The sequence below is a fragment of the Bacillus sp. D386 genome (genome assembly GCF_006346415.1).
On the sequence record NZ_VEMV01000002.1, the window covers coordinates 481,758 to 506,606 of the forward strand.

Annotated in this window: 23 protein-coding genes and 1 other annotated feature; all 23 genes read right to left on the reverse strand. The window is 37.9% G+C overall.

The window, feature by feature from the left end; translation table 11 throughout:
- Positions 1–141 precede the first annotated feature (141 nt).
- On the reverse strand, positions 142–1,446 hold the full coding sequence (gene uraA / locus FHY45_RS07325; protein ID WP_139891287.1) for a uracil permease: 1,305 nt from the start codon (positions 1,444–1,446) through the stop codon (positions 142–144).
- A gap of 114 nt (positions 1,447–1,560) precedes the next feature.
- Positions 1,561–2,100: a bifunctional pyr operon transcriptional regulator/uracil phosphoribosyltransferase PyrR gene (gene pyrR, locus FHY45_RS07330; protein WP_066100653.1), complete on the reverse strand. Its 540-nt coding sequence runs from the start codon at positions 2,098–2,100 to the stop codon at positions 1,561–1,563.
- A gap of 183 nt (positions 2,101–2,283) precedes the next feature.
- Positions 2,284–3,198, reverse strand: coding sequence for an RluA family pseudouridine synthase (locus FHY45_RS07335; protein WP_066100655.1), 915 nt, complete (start codon positions 3,196–3,198; stop codon positions 2,284–2,286).
- The gene (gene lspA, locus FHY45_RS07340; protein WP_066100658.1) at positions 3,191–3,664 is read right to left on the reverse strand and encodes a signal peptidase II; all 474 of its coding nucleotides are present in this window, start codon (positions 3,662–3,664) and stop codon (positions 3,191–3,193) included. The genes FHY45_RS07335 and lspA overlap by 8 nt, the downstream gene beginning before the upstream one ends.
- Positions 3,665–3,942: 278 nt before the next feature.
- Positions 3,943–6,717, reverse strand: a complete 2,775-nt coding sequence (gene ileS / locus FHY45_RS07345) for an isoleucine--tRNA ligase (protein WP_139891288.1) — start codon at positions 6,715–6,717, stop codon at positions 3,943–3,945.
- A 57-nt stretch (positions 6,718–6,774) separates the two neighbouring features.
- Positions 6,775–7,009, reverse strand: a binding site (T-box leader).
- Positions 7,010–7,068: 59 nt separating this feature from the next.
- Positions 7,069–7,581 carry a DivIVA domain-containing protein gene (locus FHY45_RS07350; RefSeq protein ID WP_139891289.1) on the reverse strand — a complete coding sequence of 171 codons (513 nt, stop codon included), beginning with the start codon at positions 7,579–7,581 and terminating at the stop codon, positions 7,069–7,071.
- An 86-nt stretch (positions 7,582–7,667) separates the two neighbouring features.
- Positions 7,668–8,441 carry a YlmH family RNA-binding protein gene (locus FHY45_RS07355; protein ID WP_139891290.1) on the reverse strand — a complete coding sequence of 258 codons (774 nt, stop codon included), beginning with the start codon at positions 8,439–8,441 and terminating at the stop codon, positions 7,668–7,670.
- Between the two features lie 59 nt (positions 8,442–8,500).
- Positions 8,501–8,761 carry a YggT family protein gene (locus tag FHY45_RS07360; RefSeq protein ID WP_139891291.1) on the reverse strand — a complete coding sequence of 87 codons (261 nt, stop codon included), beginning with the start codon at positions 8,759–8,761 and terminating at the stop codon, positions 8,501–8,503.
- Between the two features lie 7 nt (positions 8,762–8,768).
- On the reverse strand, positions 8,769–9,212 hold the full coding sequence (locus FHY45_RS07365) for a cell division protein SepF (RefSeq protein ID WP_066100673.1): 444 nt from the start codon (positions 9,210–9,212) through the stop codon (positions 8,769–8,771).
- A gap of 16 nt (positions 9,213–9,228) precedes the next feature.
- On the reverse strand, positions 9,229–9,903 hold the full coding sequence (locus tag FHY45_RS07370; protein WP_139891292.1) for a YggS family pyridoxal phosphate-dependent enzyme: 675 nt from the start codon (positions 9,901–9,903) through the stop codon (positions 9,229–9,231).
- 4 nt (positions 9,904–9,907) lie between these two features.
- Entirely contained in the window at positions 9,908–10,756 is an 849-nt protein-coding gene (gene pgeF, locus FHY45_RS07375; protein WP_139891293.1) for a peptidoglycan editing factor PgeF, read from the reverse strand.
- Positions 10,757–10,786: 30 nt separating this feature from the next.
- Positions 10,787–11,038, reverse strand: coding sequence for a YlmC/YmxH family sporulation protein (locus FHY45_RS07380; protein WP_139891294.1), 252 nt, complete (start codon positions 11,036–11,038; stop codon positions 10,787–10,789).
- 320 nt (positions 11,039–11,358) lie between these two features.
- A complete protein-coding gene (sigG, locus tag FHY45_RS07385) occupies positions 11,359–12,135 on the reverse strand; it encodes an RNA polymerase sporulation sigma factor SigG (protein WP_066100680.1) in 777 nt (258 codons plus the stop codon).
- A gap of 153 nt (positions 12,136–12,288) precedes the next feature.
- Positions 12,289–13,008, reverse strand: coding sequence for an RNA polymerase sporulation sigma factor SigE (gene sigE, locus FHY45_RS07390; protein ID WP_066100683.1), 720 nt, complete (start codon positions 13,006–13,008; stop codon positions 12,289–12,291).
- 67 nt (positions 13,009–13,075) lie between these two features.
- Positions 13,076–14,005 (reverse strand): sigma-E processing peptidase SpoIIGA, encoded by a 930-nt coding sequence (spoIIGA, locus tag FHY45_RS07395; protein ID WP_180349913.1) that lies wholly within the window; start codon positions 14,003–14,005, stop codon positions 13,076–13,078.
- A gap of 356 nt (positions 14,006–14,361) precedes the next feature.
- The gene (ftsZ, locus tag FHY45_RS07400; protein WP_066100689.1) at positions 14,362–15,513 is read right to left on the reverse strand and encodes a cell division protein FtsZ; all 1,152 of its coding nucleotides are present in this window, start codon (positions 15,511–15,513) and stop codon (positions 14,362–14,364) included.
- 37 nt (positions 15,514–15,550) lie between these two features.
- Positions 15,551–16,840 (reverse strand): cell division protein FtsA, encoded by a 1,290-nt coding sequence (gene ftsA / locus FHY45_RS07405; RefSeq protein WP_139891296.1) that lies wholly within the window; start codon positions 16,838–16,840, stop codon positions 15,551–15,553.
- Positions 16,841–17,284: 444 nt separating this feature from the next.
- A complete protein-coding gene (locus FHY45_RS07410) occupies positions 17,285–18,031 on the reverse strand; it encodes a cell division protein FtsQ/DivIB (protein WP_257468950.1) in 747 nt (248 codons plus the stop codon).
- 472 nt (positions 18,032–18,503) lie between these two features.
- The gene (murG, locus tag FHY45_RS07415; protein ID WP_139891298.1) at positions 18,504–19,592 is read right to left on the reverse strand and encodes an undecaprenyldiphospho-muramoylpentapeptide beta-N-acetylglucosaminyltransferase; all 1,089 of its coding nucleotides are present in this window, start codon (positions 19,590–19,592) and stop codon (positions 18,504–18,506) included.
- A 182-nt stretch (positions 19,593–19,774) separates the two neighbouring features.
- The gene (gene spoVE, locus FHY45_RS07420) at positions 19,775–20,875 is read right to left on the reverse strand and encodes a stage V sporulation protein E (protein ID WP_066102297.1); all 1,101 of its coding nucleotides are present in this window, start codon (positions 20,873–20,875) and stop codon (positions 19,775–19,777) included.
- 140 nt (positions 20,876–21,015) lie between these two features.
- Entirely contained in the window at positions 21,016–22,368 is a 1,353-nt protein-coding gene (murD, locus tag FHY45_RS07425) for a UDP-N-acetylmuramoyl-L-alanine--D-glutamate ligase (protein ID WP_139891299.1), read from the reverse strand.
- A gap of 1 nt (position 22,369) precedes the next feature.
- Entirely contained in the window at positions 22,370–23,344 is a 975-nt protein-coding gene (gene mraY / locus FHY45_RS07430) for a phospho-N-acetylmuramoyl-pentapeptide-transferase (protein WP_066100706.1), read from the reverse strand.
- Between the two features lie 4 nt (positions 23,345–23,348).
- Complete coding sequence (locus FHY45_RS07435) at positions 23,349–24,839, reverse strand: UDP-N-acetylmuramoyl-L-alanyl-D-glutamate--2,6-diaminopimelate ligase (protein ID WP_139891300.1); 1,491 nt, start codon at positions 24,837–24,839, stop codon at positions 23,349–23,351.
- Positions 24,840–24,849 lie beyond the last annotated feature (10 nt).

Below are 24,849 nucleotides of genomic sequence, written 5' to 3' on the forward strand. Positions count from 1 at the left end.
AGCCTCCCATATTCTAAAAAAAACCCTAATTCGTTTTTTACGAATCAGGGTTTTAGTTTATTTAGTCGATTCATCCCAATATCGCATACTGGAATTATCGCACTTAATCTAACCCCTGTATTTTACTTGTTGGATCTACTTTCAACCCTGACTTTCACTGGTTTCCTTACCGGGAAGTACAAGATTTAAGATGACACCTACAATGGCGGCCAATGCCATTCCAGAAATGGAGGCATGATCGGTAATTTTGAGCATTGCACCACCAACACCAATGATTAAAATAACAGAGGATATGACTAAGTTTCTATTTTTAGATAAATCGATTTTGCTGTCGATCAACATCCGTAAACCGCTTGAAGCTATGATGCCGAACAGAAGAATGGACACCCCACCCATCACAGCTGATGGAATGGATTGAATAAGGGCTGAAATTTTTCCAATAAATCCGAACAAGATTGCGAATACCGCTGCTCCGCCTATTACATAAACACTGAATACTCTTGTAAGACCCATAACACCAATATTTTCTCCATAGGTTGTATTCGGAGGACCACCCAGGCAAGATGCAATCATAATGGAAACTCCATCGCCAAATAACGAACGATGTAGACCCGGTTTCTCAACAAAATTGCGTCCAGCAAGTTTACCAAGAACTAATTGATCGCCAATATGTTCTGATATTGGAACGATGGCAATTGGAATCATGATCAGAATAATTTCCCATGTTAAAGCCGGTGTATAATCTACGAATGGCACCGTGAAATTTGGAAGCTGGAACCAGGCTGCTTCTTTTACCGGAGTGAAATCTACAATTCCAAAGAAGCAGGCGGTAATATAACCACCAATAATACCGATTAATACTGGAATCAGTGAAAAAAAGTTTTTAAAGACAACACTGCATGTGATTGTGATGGCAAGTGTAATTAAGGCAACCGTAATATGTTTTGTGCTGTAAACAAGCACTTCTGCATTCGGATTTTCATACATGGCCATATTGACTGCTGTTGAGGCAAGACCAAGACCAATTACCATAATGATAGGACCTACGACTACAGGCGGTAAAAAGTTTAGGATGGTTTTAGTGCCTAGTTTTTTAACTAATAAAGCAACGAGTGCATAAACAAGTCCAATCAAAAAGCCGCCTACTAAAGCAGAACCAACACCGCTGCTTTCATTTAGTAAAGTAATCGGATAGATAAAGGCAAAGGATGAACCAAGATAAGCAGGTATTTGCCCTTTGGTGATCAGAATGTAAACCAGTGTACCTATACCGCTTGTCAATAGGGCAATTCCAGGATCCAGCCCTGTTAGAATCGGTACAAGAATGGTTGAACCAAACATCGCAAATAAATGCTGCAGGCTTAATATAAACCATTGCTTCGGAGTAGGTTTTTCATTGACATCGTACCTTATTTGAGGATTGTTTGCTATTTCTATAGAAGTCATAATTATTGCCTCCCTGATGAAATTAATAGGTTTCGAAGGGAGATGATTATTTGCATAAGCAAATATCGCATGCTCCCCTTTTCAGCCTCACAGGACTGAATTAAAAAGGTTTTTTTATTCAAAAATGGAGACTTGTTCACCATCATCCATTTCTTTTAATTTGACGACAATCTTTTCATTTTTTGCAGTAGGTATATTCTTGCCTACATAATCAGCTCGGATTGGAAGCTCTCTGTGCCCTCTGTCGATCAGGACAGCTAATTGGATTTGAGCCGGTCTGCCAATATCTATAAGAGCATCAAGAGCTGCTCTCGCCGTTCTGCCAGTATATAAAACATCATCAACCAGAATGACTTTCTTATCTTTTAAGCTAAATGATACATCTGATCCATTTACCTGTGGATCCCCGCTTTTTGTCTTTGTGCTTAAATCATCCCGGTACAAGGTAATATCCAGTTCACCAACAGGAATTTCCGCTCCTTCAATTTCGTGAATTCTTTCTCCCAGACGTTTAGCAAGAAAAATACCACGGGTACGAATACCGATCAACACACAATCACTCACACCCTTATTTTTCTCGATAATTTCATGAGAAATCCTTGTTAACGCTCTTGAGATTGCCTTTTCATCAAGCAAGATTGCTTTCTCTAACATATCATCGTCCCTTTCCTAAAAAACGTAAAAAATCCTTTTGCCGTGTAGGCAAAAGGATATAATAAACCATAGAAAAAGACACACATCTTCCATTAGTTTTCACGTACCTTTTCAGCCTCACGGGACTGTATTTAAAGGACCCTATTCAGTTGTATCTATATTACTTTAGGATTGTTATCCTTGTCAACAGTCAATTCTTAAAGTTTCCAAATAATCGACAAAATATGCTGGTAATGGAGCTTCAAATTCCAAATATTCCTCTGTTCTAGGATGGACAAATCCCAGAACTGCTGCATGTAAAGCCTGTCCATTTAAATCAGGAGTTTTTCTTGGTCCATACTTAGGGTCACCAGCAAGAGGATAACCAATATATTTCATATGGACACGAATTTGATGAGTGCGTCCTGTTTCAAGCTGACATTCAATAAAAGTAAAGTCTTTAAATCTTTCCAGTACATGAAAATGTGTAACTGCATGCCTAGAATTATCGTCTGTTACTGTCATGCTTTGACGATCTCGTTTATCACGGCCTATCGGCGCATCTACCGTTCCTGCATCATGTGGAATGATACCGTGGACAAGTGCCTTATACTTCCGGGTAACTGTTTTTTCAGTTAATTGCTTTACAAGTCTCTCATGCGCATAATCATTTTTAGCGACCATGAGCAATCCTGAAGTATCCTTATCGATACGATGGACGATACCTGGACGCATCACACCATTGATCCCTGATAAATCCTTGCAATGGTACATTAAAGCATTTACAAGTGTACCTGATCCATGTCCTGCTGCCGGATGTACAACCATGCCTTTTGGTTTATTGACAACAATGACATCCGCATCCTCATAATAAATATCAAGAGGAATGTTCTCAGCTACAACATCAAGTTCCTCTGGCTCTGATGGTGTGATTTCAATAGAGTCACCAGGCTGACATTTATAATTTGCCTTTATCTGTTTGTCATTCACCAGAATATTCCCTTCTTTTATCCACTGCTGGACTTGAGAACGTGACCATTCTTCATTTAAAACGGAAAGGACTTTATCAAGCCTTTCACCTTTTTGTTCTTCTGTTACTATCAGTCTTTGACTATCCATTCTTTAGCTCCTTAGCTCTTTTTTCCTCCATAAACATAGCAATAACCAATAATCCAACTCCTATACAAAGAGCAGAATCTGCCACATTAAAGACAGGAAAACTGTATGAGAATATATACGTATGCACAAAATCAACCACTTCATTGCGGAAAATCCGATCAATAAAATTACCAATCGCTCCCCCAAGAATAAGTCCAAGGGATATCCCCGTCAACTTATCGGTACTGAATTTTCTTATGTAAAAGACAATTCCAATAATAACCACGGTTGTTACGATGTAAAAAAACCACATTTGTCCCTGAAGAATTCCCCATGCCGCCCCTCGGTTTCTGTGCGAGGTGATGTATAGAAAGTTTTCAATGATTGGTATACTCTCCCCTAAGGTCATATACTTAACGACCAACCATTTTGTAAATTGGTCAATCATGATAATGAGCAACGCAATCAAATAATACATATATAACATAAGCTTGCCCCCTGCCTGCTTAAAATGTACACACTGCTTAACAAATTGTAGCATATCTATCTAACAAATGTTTTAGAACTTTAACAAAAATACAGGCCCTTTCGAATAAATGAAAGGGCCTATAGAAGGAATAGCATCCCAGTATTTTGGACAGGTTGGTCTATCACCTCTACTGCCCACACATAAAACTTATCTAACACTTCAAATGAGAGTATGCCTCACTTTTCGCTGATTGCTTAAGCACTCAGGAAATCGGTTCTCTATCATTTTAAATAACCTTATCCGAGTTCTGGATATTCGTTATCTACCACTGTAGAGCAGCGTTCACATAAAGTTGGATGTTTCTCAATTGTACCAACCTCTTCACTAATATTCCAGCAACGTTCACAAGTTTCTCCATTTGCTTTTGTGACTAAAATTGCCGCATGCTCTAACTTAATAGCTTCTTCCGGTGCATCGTAAATGTATCCGGCAACTTCCACTGAAGAAACGATAAATAATTGTTCAAGGCTTTCTTCAATGCTTTCAAGCAAATCTTTTGTTTCTTCACTTACATACAATGCTACTTTCGCATTTAATGATTTACCAATTACTTTTGCATTTCTTGCTTCTTCAAGCGCTTTAAGGACATCATCACGCAAATTCATGAACAGATCCCATTTAGCTTTAACAGCTGTACTATTTGGATAATTTTCAACCGACGGCATATCTGTTAATTGTACGCTCTCTGCATCAGCATCATCGATAAAAGTCCAAACTTCATCAGCTGTATGCGGCAGAATAGGAGCAATCAATTTAACTAGCTTCATAACGCATTCATGCAGTACAGTTTGAATTGCACGGCGGCCATCACTGTTTTCCGCATCGCAGTATAGAATATCCTTTGCATAATCCAGATAGAAGGAACTTAAATCCTGTGTACAGAAATTATTGATACCATTATAGATATCAGCAAATTCATAATTGTCATAGGATTGTTTTACCTGATCAACCAAATCATTTAACTTAATGAGCATATATTGATCCACTTCACGAAGATTCTCGTAAGAAACAGCATCATGCTCTGCGTTAAATCCGCTCAGGTTTCCAAGCAGGAATCTGAATGTGTTACGAATTTTACGATATACTTCGGATACTTGTTTCAGGATATTATCAGAAACACGTACATCAGCCTGGTAATCGACACTCGCAACCCAAAGACGCAGAATATCTGCACCCATTTGATTGATAACTTTTAATGGGTCAATTGTGTTTCCTAGGGATTTACTCATTTTACGGCCTTCTCCATCAAGTGTAAATCCGTGGCTTAATACTTCCTTGTAAGGAGCTTTACCAGTAACAGCAACTGACGTGATCAAAGAGGAGTTAAACCATCCACGATATTGGTCTGAACCCTCGAGGTAAAGGTCAGCTGGTCTTCTCAAATCTTCTCTTGCTTCAAGAACTGATTGATGGGAGGAACCAGAATCAAACCATACGTCCATAATATCTGTTTCTTTCGTAAATAAGCCATTCGGGCTGCCTTCATGTGTAAAGCCTTCTGGGAGAAGATCTTTTGCGTCTTTCTCAAACCAAACAGTGGAACCGTATTGTCGGAATAAATCAGATACATGCTTAATCGTTTCATCTGTAATGATTGCTTCACCATTTTCTGCATAAAACACCGGAATCGGTACGCCCCATGCACGCTGACGGGAAATACACCAGTCTCCACGATCACGAATCATGTTAAATAATCTCGTTTCACCCCATGCAGGTACCCATTTAGTTTCTTTGATCTGCTGCAATAGGTCTTCACGGATATCATCAACAGAAGCAAACCATTGATCGGTTGCACGGAAAATTGTTGGCTTTTTCGTTCTCCAATCATGCGGATAAGAGTGTGTAATGAAATCAAGTTTTAACAGAGCACCGACTTCCTCGAGTTTATCCGTGATTTCTTTGTTTGCTTTATCATAGAATAATCCTTCAAATCCAGGAGCATCAGAAGTCATATGGCCTTTTCCATCCACTGGGCAGAGTACTCCAAGATTATATTTCTGACCTACGATAAAGTCATCTTCACCATGTCCTGGCGCAGTATGAACACAGCCTGTACCTGCATCAGTGGTTACATGCTCTCCTAAAATAACAAGTGAGTCACGGTCATACAATGGATGTTTAGTGACTACATATTCCAGTTCAGCACCTTTAACAGTCTTCTCAACTTCAGCATTCTCCCATCCAAGTGTTTCTTTAACGGAAGGCAATAGTGTTTCAGCCACAATATATTTTGTACCATCAACATTCACAAGTACATAATCAAGGCGTGGGTGAACAGCAATTCCAAGGTTAGCTGGAATAGTCCAAGGTGTCGTTGTCCAAATAATGAACTTCGCTCCCTCTTCCACTACTCCTTTGCCGTCCTTCACATCAAATGCAACAAAGATAGATGCTGATTTCTTGTCGTGGTATTCGATTTCCGCTTCAGCTAGTGCAGATTCACTGGAAGGAGACCAATAAACCGGTTTTAATCCTTTATAGATATAGCCTTTTTTCGCCATATCACCGAAAACTTTGATTTGCTCAGCTTCATATTCAGGTTTCAGTGTGATGTAAGGATTTTCCCAGTCCCCTCTTACACCTAAACGTTTAAATTGAGTGCGCTGCTGATCAATTTGTGTATAAGCATATTCCTCACAAAGTTTACGGAAGTCAGCGATTGTCATTTCCTTACGATTTACTTTTTTGTTTTTAGTTAGCGCTGTTTCAATTGGTAAACCATGAGTATCCCAACCTGGTACATATGGCGCATTATAACCATTCATTGATTTAAAGCGAACAATAAAATCCTTTAAGATTTTATTCATCGCATGCCCGATATGAATGTTTCCATTCGCATAAGGAGGTCCGTCATGCAGCACAAATTTAGGAAGGTCCTTTGTACGCTCCTGTACTAATTTGTAAATATTTTTTTCTTCCCAACCTGCTTGAACTTCCGGTTCTCTTTTTGGTAAATTCCCACGCATTGGAAATTCTGTTTTAGGCATCAATAATGTGTCTTTAAATTCCATTCCATTCACTCCTTAAACTTCCTCATAAATAAATACAAAAAAGCCTTTTCATCCCGGTAAAGGGACGAAAAGGCTATATTTCCGCGGTACCACCCTTTTAGAATATTGCCTGACAATATTCCTCTTGGTATTCGTAACGTGAATGACTCGCCGCTATTTACTGCCAGCCAAGCTGGGTTCAAAAGCAGACTCAGGGATGATCTTCCATCCAGATTCTTTTACCGGACTCCCACCTTCCCCGGCTCGCTACAAAAAGTATGATCTGATGTACTGTTCCCGTCTTCGTTTTAACATTTTTTGAATAGATTTGTTAAAATATTATATTCAATAACTTACGATAAAGTCAAGACCTTACATTTCTTCTTCATTCAGGTCGATATCAAATTCAGTGGCATCCACGTCATATTTAAGAAGTTTATCCCAATCTTCACTGTTTAATAAATCAAGCTGGGCTTCAACAAGCATTTTAAAACGCATTCTGAATACTTTAGATTGCTTTTTAAGGTCTTCAATTTCAATAGCAATTTTTCTTGCTTTAGATAATGCCTCATTGACAATTCGGTCAGCATTTTTTTCTGCTTCCTTCATAATCAATTTAGCCTCTTTTTGAGAATTTCGTTTGACATCTTCTCCGGCTTCCTGAGCAATGACGATTGATTTATTCAACGTTTCCTCAATGCTGGAGAAATGCTCAAGGCGTTGTTCCAACTCTTCCACTTTGGCTTCAAGATCTTTCTTATCTCGAAGGACCAACTCGTAATCTTTAATTATTTGGTCAAGAAACTCATTTACTTCATCTTCATCGTAACCGCGGAATCCTCTGCCGAATTCCTTGTTATGTATGTCTAGCGGTGATAATGGCATAGACTGCACCTCCGAATACTGATTCTTCTCTTAATTATTATACTATGCTTTCGACAGTAATGGTGATATTCCTTCTAAATTCCTGATTATTTTTGTATACCACACTTTATTTTCCATTTATCTTTCTTTGTTTTTCCTTCAATGGAAAATATCTTCATTCTTCCTATCCCACGAGTGGATAACACATCACTTTCTCTGATTTCATATGATGGATTATCGACTTGTTTCCAGTTTACCTTAACACGCCCCTGCTGTACGAGTGTTTGGCTCTTTTGCCTCGAAATATTGGCGATAGCCGACAATATCGTATCAATTCTCATGGAGGAAACTGTCACTTGGCATTCCTTCCATTGTTCCGTAACAGTCATAGCCTGATCAGCAGGTATTTCCTGAAACTTTACACCCGCATTGCCCATTTTAGATATATTCATCTCCAGATAGGATGCTACATCTTTTGCAACAACGAATTGTACTCGCTCGCCTTCAATCCATATATCACCAAATTTTTCTCTCTTTAAGCCAACAGACATTAACGTGCCAAGAATCTGCCTATGTTTCAGTGTCGTAAATTTTGCAGAATAAAATAATTCATAAATGGTCAGTTCGTAATCCTCGATTTGCGGTTCATAATAGTCCGGATAGAGGAGCGCTCTTTGCCGCTCGGCCGCTTCGCTTCCTCCAAAAAAGGAAACATGTACATCTCCATTTGTACCAATTAGCATCCTTACAATCTCTGATTCTCTGGGGTCAAGAAAATCTGTCAGTTTAGGGGCATATTGCTCCTGCACTTGATCAATCCATCCAAGCACCTGATCGATAAATTCTCTTTCTTCCTGACGAAAATGCTGATAAATATCCATTTACATCCTCCAGCTAAAATATAAAAGCTCCCTGTTTTGAAAGGGAGCTAACATTCTTCTTAAAAAATGCCTGCCAACGCGGAGATTCCTACTCGTGCCATATTTAACACAAGAATCGCTATAATTGGAGAAATATCAATCATGCCGAGCGAAGGTACAATTCTCCTGAATGGTTCCAAAAACGGCTCACATATGCGTGCTAAAAACATTCCAATTCCTGTATCCCTTGCATTTGGAAACCACGACATTAATATGTAAATAATTAAGGCCCAGGAATATATATCTACTGCTTTATAAAGTATATAAAAAAATATATCCATTATTTACTTACCACCTTATATCCTCCAGTTCATCTTCTTGAGCATATCCAGAGATGGAACCTGAAACATCAACATTATCAGGGGTACATAAGAATATATTTGACCCGATACGCTGAATATCCCCACCGATTGCATAGACTGTCCCACTTAAAAAGTCAACAATTCTTCTAGCCTGGTCTGGTGAAATCCTTTGTAAATTCACAACAACCCCACGGCGATTTTTTAAATGGTCGGCAATCTCCTGAGCATCTGCATACGCTCTTGGTTCCAGCAATACTAACTTAGAAGATTTCTGTATGCTTTGAAGACTCACTATATTTTGTTGTTTTTGCTGCTGATCATGTTTATTCACTTTTGCCGGAACTTTTTCTTCTTCAACATATTGTTCCTCATACTCATATTCTTCATCCTCGAGTGCAAAGAACGTTTTCATTTTTGATACGATTGACATCATTTACACCTCTCTTTTATTCATTCCCTACCAAGGCAGTTCCGATTCTAACCATGGTTGCACCCTCTTCAATGGCGATTTCATAGTCATTAGACATGCCCATTGAGAGTTCTGTGCATGGGGCATTGGGCAACTTCATATTTTGTATCACTACTTGCAATTCTTTGAGTTTACGGAAACAAGTACGTATTTCTTCTTCATCATCTGTGAAAGGAGCCATCGTCATAAGTCCCATTACCCTAATTTTTTCAAATTCAGCAAGCTGTTGTACAAACTCAATTGCAATCTGAGGCTGTATTCCATGTTTAGTATCTTCTCCGCTTACATTTATCTGAACAAAACAGTCAATCGGGCGCGTGGCTCTCTTTTCTATTTCTTCAGCCAATGATAAGCGATCAAGAGAATGTAGAACGTCCACACGATTTATGATCGTTTTTACCTTTCTCGTTTGAAGCGAACCGATAAAATGCCAAACTGGTCGTTCTTTTATACCCTCTTGCTTGGCTATTAATCCTTCCGAGCGGTTTTCACCAAAGTTTTTAATTCCGGCTTTATAGGCTTCTAGAGCACGTTTTGTTGAAACATATTTTGTAACAGCAATTATTTGTATATCTTGTGGATTACGACCTGCACGTTTTGCAGCACTCTCGATTTTTTCATGAATGATTTGCAGGTTTTCCGTCACTTCCAATATCCTACTCCTCCTTCCAGCCGATTAACCCCAACATTCGACCAGTTTTCCCCTCATCACGTCGGTGAGAAAAAAAGTAAGAATCATCACAACTTGTACAAAAACCAGTTGTCATAATATTCTCTGGTAAAATACCGGCTTTCTGAAGAATTAAAGCATTCGCCAGCTTTAAATCAAGCTGATATTGATTCTCCGTAATTTGATTATAAGCGGTTTTTGTCTGTTCTTCTAGTATAACCTCTAAATAGTTAATTACTTTTTTGTCGACCGTATAACAGTTTTGGCAAATAGATGGCCCTATTGCAGCATATATCTCTTCAGGCTGAACACCTTCATCCTGTCTCCAGATATCAATCATAGATGAACCTATGCCAGCAACCGTCCCCTTCCAGCCTGCATGTACAATCCCAATCAAATGATGGTTAGGCGCCATAAAATATACGGGTACACAATCTGCAAAACAAAGCGTCAATAATATTCCGCTTTCTTTTGTATATAAACCATCCGTTGCTTTTAATGCTGTTTTATAATCTATAGCACCAAGCCCGGCATGACTTTTGTCAATTTTCAAAATAGACGCTTCATGCGTCTGCTCAGCTCCAACCCATCTTTCAACAGGAAAATGGAGCTGGTCAGCTAGAATACGCCTGTTTTCTATTACTTTTCCATCTAAATCAAAGACGTGAAAAGCTGTATTCATCGACTGAAACGGAAAATCGCTGATGCCTCCGTTCTTCGTAGTAAATCCCGCCAATAAATTCGGATGCCAATCCTTCCAACCTTTTATCGACATAAATGATTCGGAAAACTGAACAAATGGTTCCAAGCTAATACCCCTCGATTTTTCTTTCATTTTATCACAATCCCGCATAATTTTCTTCTTCTAATCATTAAAACTTCCGTATCCCTTGTATTCCACAAGAATCACATCTTCTCCAATCATTTTAATTTTATACCACGGAATGACAGTGTCTTCCTCTTTATTTAAAAACGAAAGCATTTTACTGTTTGCTACCGTTATACTTTCTATTTTCCCAGTACTTAGATTAATTTCAATATCTTCAACATTTCCCAATCGTTTTCCGTCGAATGTATTTACGATATCTTTGACTTGTAACTCAGAAATTTTAATCATACTCTATCTCCTCCACTCGGGATCTGTAGTTACAGGCATTATATGAATGGAAAGAACAATAAAGAACTTCTCTCTGGAACGCCCTCCTATCCATCAAATCTTGAACGTTATAAGAAAAGGATTTAGTTTCTTTCATATCTGGCTATCTACAAAACCATAAAAAACAGATGCTGGTGATGCAAGAATTTTGAGTTCCCCTCTTTTAAATAGGAATGAAGACTCTGCTATAATAAATTGGCCTAATATAAATAAAAACTATCCTGCAAATGAGGATAGCTTAAGGGCAATACATATTTAATTATAAGTTCATTAATCAGCAGCTAGATATTTTTATTCATTTGGCGAATAGCCGCTTTTTCCAAGCGGGATACCTGTGCCTGTGAAATTCCGATTTCCTCAGCAACTTCCATTTGCGTTTTCCCTTGGAAGAAACGTTTCTTAAGGATCATTTTCTCACGCTCATTTAACCTGCGCATGCCATCTTTTAATGCAATCTCATTAATCCATGTGCTATCTTTACTCTTCTCATCACTGAGCTGATCCATTACAAAAATTGGATCGCCTCCATCATTGTAGATAGGTTCAAATAATGACACTGGGTCCTGGATTGCATCTAGTGCGAATACTACCTCTTCATACGTAACATCAAGAGCTTTTGCAATTTCTTCAGATGTCGGTTCTCTCGATGTTTCACTCATCAGTCTCTCTCTGACCTGTAAAGCCTTGTATGCAATATCTCTCAACGATCTGGAAACCCTAATCGGGTTATTATCCCGTAAATAACGGCGAATTTCCCCAATAATCATTGGAACAGCATACGTAGAAAATTTTACATTCTGACTTAAGTCAAAGTTGTCAATCGATTTCATTAAACCAATGCATCCAACCTGGAAGAGGTCATCAACATACTCACCTCTGTTATTAAAGCGCTGAATGACACTTAGGACAAGTCTAAGATTACCGTTAACCAACTTCTCCCGTGCTGATGATGATTCTCCAGATTGCATCTGTTTAAACAACTCTCGCATTTCATCATTTTTTAAAACAGGTAATTTTGATGTATCCACACCACATATTTCTACTTTGTTTCGTGTCAATCCATTCCCTCCTAGCAGGAGCTGCTGTACAAAGTAAAGTATCTCCGCGGGAGGGAATTATATGCATATGAAAATTATTTCCGTATAGTGACTAAATGAAAAATCCCTGATTTCATAAAGCTTTTATACGACTAAATATTTTTTACACCTTCCTTAAACCATTTTATTAAATTCTTTTCTAAGCCTTTTTATAATTCGCTTCTCAAGACGGGAGATATAGGATTGCGATATCCCCAGTAAATCAGCAACATCCTTTTGTGTTTTTTCCTCCCCTCCAACCAAGCCAAATCTTAGTTCCATAATCTGCTTTTCCCGATCATTCAATTGTTCCAGTGCTTTAGCCAAAAGTTTTTTATCAATACTTGTCTCTAAGTTTTTTGTGATGATATCATCATCTGTGCCCAATACATCTGATAAAAGCAATTCATTCCCATCCCAATCAATATTCAGCGGTTCATCGAATGAGACTTCGGAACGTGTTTTACTATTCCGTCGTAAATACATTAAAATTTCGTTTTCTATACATCTTGATGCATATGTTGCCAGCTTTATTTTCTTTTCAGGATTAAAGGTATTTACTGCTTTAATAAGGCCGATTGTGCCAATACTGATTAAATCTTCAATGTTAATACCTGTATTCTCAAATTTACGTGCTATGTATACAACTAAACGAAGATTTCGTTCAATTAGCATAGATCTTGCTGTTTCATCTCCAGCAGGCAGTTTATGAATTAATATTTCTTCCTCTTCCTTACTGAGTGGCGGTGGAAGAGCCTCACTGCCGCCAATATAATACACTTCATCTGACTTAAGCTTTAATTTAACTAAAACTTTTGTCCAATAATAGGATAGTCTAAAGCGGAAATTTCTCAATTGTTTAACCCCTTTCCTAATCCTCAACGTCTATTTTCTTCCTGAAATGAGTATAGTGATTATTACATTAAGAGGCAGATGCTGAATCACCGGCCGGTACCATTTTTGGATGAACAATGGAATCGAAAAGCCCTTCTCCTGATAATTGCTGCATGGTAAAAGAAATTAAACATTTTTGAACCTCACGACATTCATTGGCTACTTTAATGAATAGGACATCTGGTTTAAATGCAATTAACAATTGACTGTCATTCCCAACAACCTTACACGGAATAATTCTCATTTTTTCTTGCCACTCATCAGGGAAATCAGCAAAATCGCCATGCAAATTCTGGATCCCTTTGTCAATTAACTTGGATACAGACGCAGGTATCATTGTTTCCCTTCCATAGAGTGAAATAATTGCTACAGGAGAACCGGATAATGGATCGAGTAATTGATTCCCTGTGTCAACAAGCCCTTCTGATTCAAATGAAACGCCATTAATTTCAACAATCATGGTAACCCTCTGCTCTTTATTCCACTTGGCTAGATCAAGGATGTTAATGTGTTTTTTTGAAAAATGCCATGCCAATGGAAATCCAATCATGACAAAAATCCAACTGACCGGGTCACCGAAGCTGCCTGCTCCACTTGTGAATCCGTTGAAATATTCAGTCACTTCAAAGCTAAAAAAATAGTGACTGCCTAAGAGGATTCCACCAATTGTAAAGGTTACAGCATATAAAGTTACAACTCTTTTAAAAAATGCTCGGATACTTCTAAAACCAAATGCGGTTAAAACCATCAAAATAGAAACCATGCTTTTCAGCCAAATTTGATCAGCTAAATAGGAAAAGGGAGTGATATATAGCCAAACAACCATAGATCCCACTAATCCTCCAGCTAGCATTCTAATCCATTTTATTTGGTTTTTTAGTAAAACCGCAGTCCACACTAATATACTTGTATCAAAGACCCAATTGAGAAACCAAATGGCATCAATATAAATAGTCATATTGTTTCCCCATACTTTTTTTAATAGAACATATGAGAAATTATAACCTGACATAATCCAAAAGGTTGTCACTTCATGTAAAGAGTGCAACCGTTTTTTATTTATATTTTCATCAGTATTTGTCGATGGTTTACTGCAAAATTTCCCCAATCATATTTAATTTGAACTATTAGAACTATCGGGGTGAAAAAAGGAATTGAGATAATCAATCAGATTCTTAATTAAAATGTTTGAAATAGAACTATCGGACTAAATCCATAGAATGAGCTATAAACCCTGCAGCGGGAATCTACAAAAACAAAAAAAGATGATGATGTAATTTACTATTACATCATCATCTTCCTCTATGAAATATATTATCTACGACGATTACGATTTCTTAAGAATGTTGGAATATCAAGTGTATCATCAGTATTGCTGCTCACTTGATTATTTCTGCTAGGTTCTGAAGTATAAGATTCCTCACGCTTAGGTACTTCGCGCTTGATTGGATTCGTTTGAGGAGCAGGGCGTGATTGGCCAAAGTTCGGTCTTGCCGCCGGACGTTGTTGTTCAATTTCATTGAAGCCAGTCGCAATCACAGTTACTACAATTTCATCTTTCAGATTCTCATTAATAACAGAACCAAAAATCATATTTACTTCCTGATCGGAGGCTGATGCTACAATATCGGCAGCTTCCTGAACTTCGAATAAGCTTAAGTTCGTTCCTCCAGTGATGTTCATTAACACACCTTGAGCACCGTCAATGGATGTTTCAAGCAATGGACTGGAGATAGCTTTTTTAGCCGCTTCAGCAGCACGGCTTTCACCTGATGCAACCCCGATTCCCATTAAAGCGGATCCTTTATTGGACATAATTGTTTTCACATCTGCAAAGTCCAGGTTAATTAATCCTGGCACTGCGATTAAATCAGAAATACCTTGTACACCTTGTCTTAAAACATTATCTGCTTCACGGAAAGCTTCAAGCATTGGTGTACTTTTATCAACGATTTCCAATAATCGATCATTTGGAATAACAATTAATGTATCAACAGATTCTTTCATAGCCGCAATTCCACCCTGAGCCTGCGTGGAACGCTTACGGCCTTCGAATGTAAATGGTCTTGTCACTACACCAACAGTCAGGGCACCCAACTCACGGGCAATCTGAGCTACAACTGGAGCAGCTCCTGTTCCGGTACCACCGCCCATACCAGCTGTAACAAATACCATATCTGCTCCTTGAAGGGCTTGCTCAATTTGTTCTTTACTTTCTTCAGCAGCTTTTTTTCCAACATCCGGATTGGCGCCTGCACCAAGTCCTCGTGTCAATTTACCGCCTATTTGCATTTTTATTTCAGCTTTTGATAGATTCAAAGCTTGGGCATCTGTGTTAACCGCAATAAATTCTACCCCTTGTAAGCCATGTTCAATCATTCGGTTAACGGCGTTATTTCCGCCGCCCCCTACTCCGATTACTTTTATCGTTGCTAACGAATCAATATTTGTATCAAATTCTAGCATGGAAAGTCCTCCTATTATTTTCGGTAAAGTGTTTCCCTTATTCGAAAAATACTCCGAAGAATTTTTTCATTTTTGTACTCACTTTATCTTCTGGATTTTTTGGTGCTTTTTCTTTTGGAGCTGGTTTTTGAGCCGGACGCTTTTCTGTTGTTTCTCTGGTAGCAGCAACAGTATGCGCTCCTAACTTCAAGCCTTGCGATCTGGCTTTGTTACATGCATATGTGATAAGACCAACAGAAGTTGTGTACTGAGGTTCTCTGACACCTATGTAATTTGGTTCCGCTCCACGAACGCGATTTTGCAAGATATTCTGTGCTAAATCCAGTATACCAGGGGTTTTTACTACTCCACCAGTGAGAACATACCCCCCAAGCAAATCAGTTACACCCATATTCACTATAGCATCTTCTACCATTTCAAAGATTTCTGTTAATCTATCTTCCATAATATCAGATACGATAAATTGATTGCAGGTCTGTTGTTTTTCGCTGCCAATCACCGGTACTGTGAATGTTTCTTCTTCCGCATCATCATCAATAAATGCATGACCATGTCTAACTTTAATTTGTTCGGAAACATCAGTTGGTGTTTTTAACACAATGCTGATATCTTTTGTAATATTATTTCCGCCAAGCGGGATAACTGTAGCTCCTTTTAACTCCCCATCTTCAAATACAGCGACTTGTGTAGAACCGCCACCTATATCAACTAGGGCTATTCCAAGATTACGCTCATCCTTGGATAAAACAAGTGAGCCGGCCGCCATAGGCTGCAATGCAATATCAGTTATTTCTAAACCTGCACGTTCTACAGCGCGAAGGGTATTATGTAAAATGGTTCTGAGTCCGGTAATTAATACGCCCCTCATTTCAAGGCGAACTCCAGTCATACCTTTTGGGTCGCTGATTTCATCTATTTCATCCACTTTGTAATGAACAGGAATAACATCAATAATTTCTCGATCAGAAGGAATTGTAACTAATTCCGCCTGTTCTCTAACACGAGTTTTATCCTCTTCTGTAATCTCTCGATTGTCATTGGATACAGCGACTACCCCATGGCATGGCTGAAGCATAATATGATTGGCGCTGATTCCGACAATCACTTTACGAATCTCCATACCTACCATTCTTTCAGCTTGTTCAACTGCTTTTCGAATGGATTTGACAGTTTCATCTATATCAACAATCTGACCTTTTTTCAAGCCTTCAGATGCTGCATTCCCCACACCGATTATGTTCAAGGAGTCATTTTCCATTTCTCCTATTATCACTTTCACAGTGGATGTACCGATGTCAAGGCTAACATAAATTTCATTGTTGTGCACCCTTTGGCACCTCCTTTAATAGCTATCTATATTATGTTTGAGCTTTTTGAAACCCTACAAAACAACTATTCGCCAAAACCCTTTATTATCCTGTTATTTCCTGTAAAATATCAGAATGTATAAAGAATGTCTGTTTTTTAATGATAAGAAATATTTTAGAAAAACAATTTGTTATTTCATATTACCTTATTAACTACAAGTCTACACCAATATGAACGCCTAGAAAAGTCAAATTTGTAGCATATATCATATAAAAAAAGAATTTTCTCACATCTAACCAATTCATTCTGTTTTATTTCAGAAAATTAAGCTACTAAAATAATACGCTATGTCCTAAAAATTCATTTTCTATATCAGTTGACTTAAAATTACGTTCAAAGATTCTTTTTATGTTCCTAAATACAATTTTTGGAATTACCTTCATTTTTCACTCCTTGAATCTGACTAATAAGAATGAAAATATGAACCAACTTCGAGATCGATAACCCCTTTGCTGCCTTCCTCCAATTGACTCACAATTGCAGCATAATGCACCAGCTTCTCAGCAAGAGTTTCTCCACTCGCAGTTACTTCAAAACCGTCATTCATGTAAAGAGTGACTTTCGTTTTATCAGTCTTAGATGGATTGTGGTGAATCTCAGATATTGAGTTCATCACATCCTCGGACATTTCTTCAAGCTGACCAATAACGATTGACAATGGTTTCCCCTCTTTAAATGAAACAAGTAAAGGCCCTGAATCAGGAATATGGCTTAACTTCTTGTCCAATATCTTACCATTCGATAATATTGGATAATATTCCTTTCCCTTTTGTACATAGGCGGTGTATTTATATTCACTGACTTCCAATGTTATATGGTTGGGAAATCCTTTTTTTAATTTAACATCCTCAATCTCGGGATGTTTTTTAATCATCGTTTCAATTTTGTCACCTTTAATCTCCCAAATATTATCCTCTACTTCCAAACCGCTTTGCTCAATGATTTCTTTATCTGTCAAATACGCATTGCCTTCGACCTGTATAGATTGGATTCGACTCAATGGAGATTGCAAATAGATAATACTGAATATAAGTAAAAAGAAAATCGTCAACAGCCCAATTAGGCGCCTATTTGCTTTCTTTTTTCTCATCTGTTTCAATTTAGGAATTCGATCTTCAAGAGATACCAAATTCTTATCCAATACAAACACCTCATTTAACCAACAACTAAGAATCTGCATACCCTCGTCGTTTTACATATACATAATAAAATATTCTCACCATGATATATAGGTATTATTGCAAAATTATATCGATGGGTGAAGATTTTATTTTTAAATTTCAAAGAACTCATTTACCAAAAATTGATAGATAACGCATCAATTATGAGAAAATTATAACATATAATCTCTTATTTTTTTCTGCTTTTTTAAAGGAATGAATCAAGAAATCCACTTCCGATCCCAACGGTTAAAAAACAGGAGGATTGGATTATCATGAATCGGAAGGGACGAGGTATTCATTTTTCATAGCAGGCCATCAGAAGGTAAAACCAACATATCTAATGAGTCCTTTAATCACAATAGAAAAGAACATAAGTATAAGTCATTAACCGTAAGTCCTGCTTGATATCTTTAGAATCAAGATTTTTATTCCTCTTTGATTTCATTTAGTCCTATTTATTTACTGCAGATCCTGCATCATTTTTAATAAACGCTCAGCCGAATCAGGTATACCCATTTGCTTCGCTGACTTCTTCATAGATTCAATCCTGTCTGTATCGAGCATTATTTCATCAATCGCTTTAATTAAGGTGCTACCATTCAATTCACTTTCTTTTATCATGGTTGCTGCCCCTTTTTGTACTAAAGCCTGTGCATTCTTTTCCTGATGATTATTCGTTACATAAGGACTTGGAATCAAGATACTGGCTATTCCCAATGCTGTTAATTCAGCCAAAGTGGTCGCTCCCGCTCGCGATACAACCAAATCAACCGAAGGCAATATTTCCGGCATATTGTGTATAAATGGTTTTACAATGACATTATCTGGAGTTCCAACTAAATCAAGCTCTTCTTTTACAGATTGATAATGAACGTCACCAGTTATATATATCACTTGGTATGGTTTATCCTTTAATACTTCAACATTTTTTAAAACAGCTTCATTAATTGCTTTTGCTCCGCGGCTTCCTCCGAATATGAGCACAGAAGGAATGCCTTTCTTAATGCCCAATTGCTGAATTGCATTTGAGCCAATATGTGATACAACCTCTGAGCCCCTCGGATTTCCAGTAAAGACCACTTTTTCCTTCGGGAAATATTGCCGAGCCTCTTCAAAGCTTATAGCCACTTTATTAACATATCGACTTAAAAATTTATTTGTTAAACCTGGCACACTATTTTGTTCATGTATAATCGTTGGAATCTTCATTTTGGACGCTGCATAAACAACCGGTCCACATACATATCCACCGGTCCCGATGACGACATCCGGCTTAAACTCTTTTAATAGTTTTTTGCTGTTTGAAACACCTTTTAAGAAGCGCCATATTGTTTTAACATTTTCTAAGCTTAAAGATCGTTTAAATCCTGTAATCTCAATAGCTTTAAAATCAAGACCTTCTCGACTAACGAGGTCTTTTTCTAATCCTTTTTCGGTACCTATATATAAAAAAGATGCCTCCGGATTTAACTTCTTAATTTCTCTTGCCATGGCCAGTGCAGGGTATATATGTCCTCCTGTACCTCCACCACTTAATACTATTTTCATGATTGATTCACCTTTCACTTAACATACATGTTACTAACTATATGATTTACCCATATTCTACTACACTCTAAACCAGGTTTACATAGGTTCTTCATTATATATATTACTTAAAAATACCATTATACTTAAATAATGATAATCTGTAAAAAAAAAGAAGCTAAATGGATCAGCTTCATTTCACTCTAATAATTAGAATACCTGCTTATATTGAGCAATACACCAACCGCCATTAACATCAAGGTCAATGAAGAACCTCCATAGCTTAAAAACGGCAATGTAATCCCAGTAACCGGCATAAGTCCTGTCACAACACCAATATTAATCATCACCTGTATGGCAATCATAATGATGATTCCAACTGCTAAAAAGGCTCCAAATAAATCAGGTGCTCCAAGGGCGATTCTGATACCTCTCCATAACAGGAGAGAGAATAAAAGTATTACAAGTGAACCACCTATAAAACCCAGTTCTTCGGAGAGAATCGCAAAGATGAAATCTGTTTGCGGTTCAGGCAAATAGAAGAACTTTTGTCTGCTTTGGCCCAGTCCGAGCCCAAACAACCCGCCAGGTCCAATAGCATAGAGTGACTGAATGATTTGAAATCCGCTCCCGAGAGGGTCCTGCCAAGGGTCAAGAAATGATGTGATTCTCTTCATCCGGTAAGGTGCAGATATAACAAGTGCGACAAAGCCTGCCACCCCAAGCATTCCAAGACCGACGAAGTGACTTATCCTGGCACCTGCAATAAAAATCATCGCTATACATGTTCCTACCATTACAGTTCCTGTTCCAAGATCAGGCTGCATCATAATTAACCCAAATGCTAAAAAGACAAGACCTAACGAGGGTGCTAAACCTTTCTTAAAAGAAGTTATGTACTTTTGTCTTTCAGATAAGAATTTAGCGAGGAAGACGATCATTGCCAGCTTCATAAATTCAGAAGGCTGAATGGAAAAAGCTCCTACTCCAATCCAACTCCTCGAACCATTTCTTAATGTTCCTATTCCCGGGATGAGCACCACCAACAATAAAATAAAACAAATGATGATTAAAGGTTTTGCCCATCTTCTCCAATTCCAATAATCAATATTCATAATAACCAGCATAGCTACAATTCCTACACCTGCAAATAATAATTGTCTCTTTGCAAAGAAAAAGGTGTCATCAAATTTATAGGTAGCCCATATTGCACTGGCGCTGTATACCATGATTAGCCCTATTGAAAGCAAGGAAAACATTGCGATGATCAAAATAAAGTCAGGAGTGGTTTTTTTTGCAGGCACTTCCATGCACCTCTTTGTTTTAAATTAGGGAAGTATTCCTGGGCGTGATAAATGCTAACAAAAAGAGACGACTTCAAAATCGTCTCTATTGCATTTAGGCAGTGCCTTTCATGAGAAATACTGACTCTTGAACAAGCTCCCTATTTTAACTTATGCACGGCATCCATAAACATGTCTCCCCGGGCTTCAAAAGTTTTATATTGATCCCAACTTGCACATGCCGGTGAAAGTAAAATAGTATCGCCACTTTCTGAAAGTTTATATGCTTCATTGGCGGCTATAGCTACATTATCGACATGTTTGATTATAGATATCCCTGCTTCCTGTGCAGTTTTCGTTAATTTTTCAGCTGTTTCTCCAAAAACAATCATTGCCTTAACATGAGTGAGAAGCGGAATTAATTCATCAAATTCATTTCCTCGATCCAAGCCTCCAGCTAACAGGATTAATGGACTTTTAAACGAGGATATAGCGGCTGACGCAGCCAAAATATTTGTTGCTTTGGAATCGTTATAAAATTTTCGTCCATTTATTTCTGCAACAAATTGAGTACGATGTTTAACACCGCTGAATGTTTTTAGTACATATTGAATCGCTTCATTTGCTACACCATATAATTTAACAGCAGCAACAGCGGACAAAATATTTTCGAGATTATGCTTACCAGGCAATACTACCTCATCTATAGCAATAATCTTTTCATCTCTGAACCAAATAAATCCGTCATTCGTGTAAGCACCTGTTTCATCCACGGATTCAGTGCTGAACGGAACTGAAATAGCAGCTGAACGCTCTGCCGCCTCTTTGGTAGGCGCCTGACTGGCATTATACACTATGAAATCAGTATCCTTTTGGTTTTTGGTTATTTGTGCTTTAGCGAATGCATATTCTTCTTTCGTCCCATGATAATCCAAATGGGCATCAAATAGATTTAAATAGACTGAAATATAAGGTCTGAACGTTTGAATACCCATCAACTGAAACGAGGACAATTCAATTACTATAACATTCTCCGCCGTTGCTTCCTGAGCCACTCCGCTTGCTACCGTTCCTATATTCCCGGCTATAAGCGGCTTTTTCCCTCCGCGTTCAAGCATCTCATAGATCAATGTAGTCGTAGTTGTTTTTCCATTCGTACCTGTTATTCCAATAAAAGGAGCCTCAGATATTCGATAAGCAAGCTCTACTTCAGTAATAATTTCTATATTCTTTTTCAGCGCTTCCTGTATCATCGGATTTGTATACGGAATCCCGGGGTTTTTTACGATTAACTCGAACCCTTCATCCAATAATTCAATCGGGTGGCTACCGCAAACGACCTTAATACCTTCTTCCAGTAAACCTTGAGCTTCTGGGTTTTCATTCAAAGGCTTAAAATCATTTACAGTTACAAAAGCACCAAGTTTATGCAAAAGTGAAGCCGCACTTACCCCGCTCTTTGCCAGCCCGAGGACAAGCACTTTTTTTCTTAAATAATCATTTATTTGCTTCATATTATAACCACACCTCTAAGTAGATTCCTAAAATAGCGAAAAGTAAGCCAACCGTCCAAAACGTTACAACTACACGCCACTCTGACCATCCGCTTAATTCATAATGATGGTGTAATGGACTCATTTTAAATACACGCTTACCTGTCGTTTTAAAAGAAGCTACCTGAATAATAACGGATAAAGTCTCAATAACAAAAACACCGCCAATAATAACAAGAAGTAATTCTAATTTTAGCAATATCGCCACTGTCGCAATAGCTCCACCTAAGGCAAGTGATCCCGTATCACCCATAAACACCTTCGCAGGATGAGCGTTAAAAACTAGGAATCCCAACACAGCCCCGACAACAGCTACACAGAATAAAGCAATATCATATTCTTTTAAATCCCAGGCTAATACAGCAAATGCTCCAAACGCGATAGCAGAAGCCCCAGATACCAACCCATCAAGACCATCAGTTAAATTGACAGCATTCGAAAAACCGACTAACCAGAAAATAATAATAAAGATGTAAAACCATCCAAAATCAATGCTGTAATCAGTCAATGGAATACTAATTTCAGTAGACATATTGCTCTGTCTCATAATGAAATAAAAGATACAAGATATAACTATTTGCCCAAGCAATTTTTGTCTAGATGTTAATCCAAGATTTCTCTTCATGACGATTTTAATAAAATCATCCAGGAAACCAAGTAAACCAAAACCGATGGTTACAAATAGCAGTAAATAGGTTTCAGTACCCGGATCTCTAAATTTACCAGTCATTACAAGGGTTGTAACAAGGATTGACAGTAAGAATACAACCCCTCCCATCGTAGGTGTACCTGTTTTTTTCTGATGGGATTTCGGTCCTTCTTCTCTAATACTCTGACCAAATTTCAAACGTCTTAGGAACGGTATAAAAATAGGGGAGAGAAGAACCGTAATTAAGAATGATACGAGTATAGTAAAAAATAAAACTTGCTCCAGCATGGTTCTACTCCCTTTCGTCTCTTCGGTTCAAATTTAATTTCTGTTCAATTGCTTCTAATGCGACTTCTTTATCGTCAAAATGAAGAACTTCCTTACCAATGATTTGATAATTTTCATGACCTTTTCCTGCAATCAGGACTACATCACCAGGTTCAGCACTAAACACGGCATCATAAATTGCTTCCTTACGATCAGCAATAACTTTGTAATCATAGCCGGCGACACCATTTTCCATATCAGAAAGAATGGATAAAGCATCTTCACTCCTCGGATTATCAGAGGTGAATATGGCATTTGAACTATATTCACATGCTACCCGAGCCATAATTGGACGTTTTGTACGATCACGATCACCACCGCAGCCAACGATCGTATATACTTTTTTAGAAGCAAACTCATTGATTGTCTTCAGAACATTTTCCAAGCTATCAGGTGTATGTGCATAATCTACTATAACTGTAAATTCCTGTCCTCCGAAGACCGGCTCAAAACGCCCCGTCACTCCTTTAATATTCTGTAAAGACGATAAGATCTGTTTGATATGAAGACCTGAAACAAGTCCAACAGCAATGGCAGCAAGACAATTGTATACGTTGAATTTTCCAATCATCGGGATTGTTATTGGACAGCTATGGTCTGGCGTTGTCAAAGTAAATTTTGTTCCTTCTGAAGTAATAATAATATCAGTTGCCCTAACATCTGCTTTTTGAATAATTCCATATGTTACCACACTAGCAGAAGTTGATTTTTCAAACATGATGGATGCTGAATCATCAGCGTTTAAAATGGCATACTTCGGCTTATTATCCTGATAAGTATTTCCTAAACGTGAGAATAATAAGCTTTTTGCATAACGGTAATTATCCATTGTTCCATGATAATCAAGATGGTCCTGTGTTAAGTTTGAAAAAACAGCAATATCGTAATCACAGCCAAATACACGCCCCATATCGAGTGCATGCGAAGATACTTCCATAACTGCAGTATGTACACGATTGTTCACCATATCTGCAAATGTTTTTTGTAAGGTTAGGCTATCAGGTGTTGTATTTTTTGTTTCGAACTTTTCAGATCCAATCTTCGTATACATGGTTCCGATTAAACCTGTTGTATAGTTTGCATCCTGAAATATTCTTTCTACCAGATGACTAATTGTTGTTTTTCCATTTGTTCCGGTAATTCCGATTAGATTAAGCTTTTGTGTAGGGTGGCCATAAAAGAAATCAGCCAGTAAAGCCATTAACTTTTGTGTGCTTTTAACAATTACGACAGGTACAGAGAGTGATAGAGGCTTCTCTGCAACAATAGCGACTGCTCCATTTCTAACCGCCTCTTCTGCAAGATCATGGCCGTCGACAGTATATCCCTTAATACAGATAAACAAGCTGCCTTCCTTTACCTTGCGGTGGTCATTCTCAATGGATGAAATAAGAGGGTTGCCATCTCCCTGTTTCTGTTTAAACGGTATTCTAGAGATTAATTCATCGAGTTTCATAAAACTGTTC

Bases quoted from the DNA above. Each gene is read 5' to 3' on its own strand.
- FHY45_RS07335 (WP_066100655.1), bottom strand. From the start codon at position 3,198: ATGGATAGTCAAAGACTGATAGTAACAGAAGAACAAAAAGGTGAAAGG.
- uraA (WP_139891287.1), bottom strand. From the start codon at position 1,446: ATGACTTCTATAGAAATAGCAAACAATCCTCAAATAAGGTACGATGTC.
- FHY45_RS07435 (WP_139891300.1), bottom strand. From the start codon at position 24,839: ATGAAACTCGATGAATTAATCTCTAGAATACCGTTTAAACAGAAACAG.
- FHY45_RS07350 (WP_139891289.1), bottom strand. From the start codon at position 7,581: ATGCCATTATCACCGCTAGACATACATAACAAGGAATTCGGCAGAGGA.
- spoIIGA (WP_180349913.1), bottom strand. From the start codon at position 14,005: ATGACTATTTATATTGATGCCATTTGGTTTCTCAATTGGGTCTTTGAT.
- FHY45_RS07360 (WP_139891291.1), bottom strand. From the start codon at position 8,761: ATGGATATATTTTTTTATATACTTTATAAAGCAGTAGATATATATTCC.
- pgeF (WP_139891293.1), bottom strand. From the start codon at position 10,756: ATGAAAGAAAAATCGAGGGGTATTAGCTTGGAACCATTTGTTCAGTTT.
- FHY45_RS07355 (WP_139891290.1), bottom strand. From the start codon at position 8,441: ATGGATATTTATCAGCATTTTCGTCAGGAAGAAAGAGAATTTATCGAT.
- ileS (WP_139891288.1), bottom strand. From the start codon at position 6,717: ATGGAATTTAAAGACACATTATTGATGCCTAAAACAGAATTTCCAATG.
- murG (WP_139891298.1), bottom strand. From the start codon at position 19,592: ATGAAAATAGTATTAAGTGGTGGAGGTACAGGAGGACATATATACCCT.
- mraY (WP_066100706.1), bottom strand. From the start codon at position 23,344: ATGCTGGAGCAAGTTTTATTTTTTACTATACTCGTATCATTCTTAATT.
- FHY45_RS07380 (WP_139891294.1), bottom strand. From the start codon at position 11,038: ATGATTAAAATTTCTGAGTTACAAGTCAAAGATATCGTAAATACATTC.
- lspA (WP_066100658.1), bottom strand. From the start codon at position 3,664: ATGTTATATATGTATTATTTGATTGCGTTGCTCATTATCATGATTGAC.
- ftsZ (WP_066100689.1), bottom strand. From the start codon at position 15,513: ATGCTAGAATTTGATACAAATATTGATTCGTTAGCAACGATAAAAGTA.
- FHY45_RS07365 (WP_066100673.1), bottom strand. From the start codon at position 9,212: ATGTCAATCGTATCAAAAATGAAAACGTTCTTTGCACTCGAGGATGAA.
- pyrR (WP_066100653.1), bottom strand. From the start codon at position 2,100: ATGTTAGAGAAAGCAATCTTGCTTGATGAAAAGGCAATCTCAAGAGCG.
- murD (WP_139891299.1), bottom strand. From the start codon at position 22,368: ATGAAGCAAATAAATGATTATTTAAGAAAAAAAGTGCTTGTCCTCGGG.